Annotated in this window: 2 protein-coding genes; one reads left to right on the top strand and one right to left on the bottom strand. The window is 61.2% G+C overall.

Annotated elements, in window-relative coordinates; translation table 11 throughout:
• Positions 1–335, bottom strand: a 335-nt coding sequence (locus tag AC1DT3_RS21445; protein WP_477467205.1) for a Na/Pi symporter, incomplete at its 3' end; no start/stop codon positions are given.
• Positions 336–644: 309 nt separating this feature from the next.
• Here AC1DT3_RS21445 and AC1DT3_RS21440 point away from each other — a divergent pair.
• Positions 645–1,280, top strand: a complete 636-nt coding sequence (locus AC1DT3_RS21440; RefSeq protein WP_477467204.1) for a thymidine kinase — start codon at positions 645–647, stop codon at positions 1,278–1,280.
• The last annotated feature ends 48 nt before the right edge of the window (positions 1,281–1,328 follow it).

The raw sequence follows: 1,328 nt of genomic DNA, 5'->3' as shown, positions 1-1,328 counted from the left end.
GGAAAGATGAGGGTGATGTCGAAGGACAAGACCTGCACGATGAGGGTCGAGCCCACATTGGCTCCGAGCATCACCGCGAGCGCCGGGATCAGATCGACCGCGCCACCCGCCGTGAAGGAAGAGACCATCAGCGCCGTCGCCGTGCTGCTCTGGAGAACCGTCGTCACACCGAGCCCAGCAAAAAACGCCCTCAGGCGCGTGCTCAAGCCGACCCCTAGAATCCACCGCAGATCGCTGCCGAACGCGCGCTGAACCCCGCTGTTGACCATGTTGATGCCCCATAGAAGCAGGGCAATTTCACCCAGAAGGTGCACAAGGACGGCGGTTGAAGACATTCAGAATTCCTAGGTGGCTGGCGGCGCTCTTTGGACTGAATAGGTCACCGGGGCGGTTCCCGCAATCCCGTTGCCGGCTAATAATAGTGATAATCGCAGGAAATCCGGGATTCTCGGCGCAAAACGTCGGTTCGAGTGCTGAAAACGGCAGGATTCGCAGCCCACCGCCTCGTCCGCGAATGTCGGGCGTGGTTTCGTGTTGCCGTCAATTGCCTGTGGGCTTCCGGGGTCGCAGCTCCGTCGCCAGTCTTGAGTCGGGTTGCGTCGCGGGGCAGTCTTGCGGCGATTCGTGGGCCCAGGGGCAGGTCAATGGCCAAGTTGCATTTCCACTATTCCGTCATGAACGCCGGCAAGAGCACGCAGCTTCTCCAGGTGCGCCACAACTACATCGAGAACGGCGGCGTGGTTCTGCTGTTCACCAGCGCCCTCGACGATCGCGACGGCGTCGGTCGGATCACCTCGCGGCTCGGCCTGTCGGCGGACGCTATTCCGCTGCGTAAGGGAGACGACCTCGCGGCGATCGTCCATGAGATCCATCGCAAGACGCCGGTGACCGTGATCCTCGTCGACGAGGTGCAGTTTCTGACGCCGGAGCAGATCTGGCAGGCCGCTGGAATAGTCGACGCGCTTAATGTCCCGGTGATGACCTACGGTTTGAAGAACAATGTCTTTGGGGAATTGTTCAGCCCGGCGATCTGCACGCTCCTTGCCCTCGCCGAGGACATCAAGGAAATCAAGCAGCTCTGCCATTGCGGCCGCAAAGCGACGATGATCCTCCGCTATGGTCCGGACGGGGTCGCGGTAAAGACGGGCGAAGTCGTCGAAATCGGCGGCGAGAGCCGCTATATCTCCGTCTGCCGTCCCCATTGGGTGGCGGGTGATATTGGTGCCGCTAGGCGCGCGGCGCTGAATGAAAAGACAAAGGCAAACAGCGAGGCGGCCTGAAGTCGATCGCCTGCGTCACGCGATTCAGCCCCAGGTCTTTTCCAGGAC

The organism is Microvirga sp. P4_G7, from assembly GCF_056401005.1.
Note: the sequence above shows the minus strand (reverse complement) of the source record. Positions and strands in the feature narration are given on the sequence as shown.

What these genes read in the sequence shown, in the direction of transcription:
- AC1DT3_RS21440 (WP_477467204.1), top strand. Translation starts at nt 645, where the DNA reads ATGGCCAAGTTGCATTTCCACTATTCCGTCATGAACGCCGGCAAGAGC.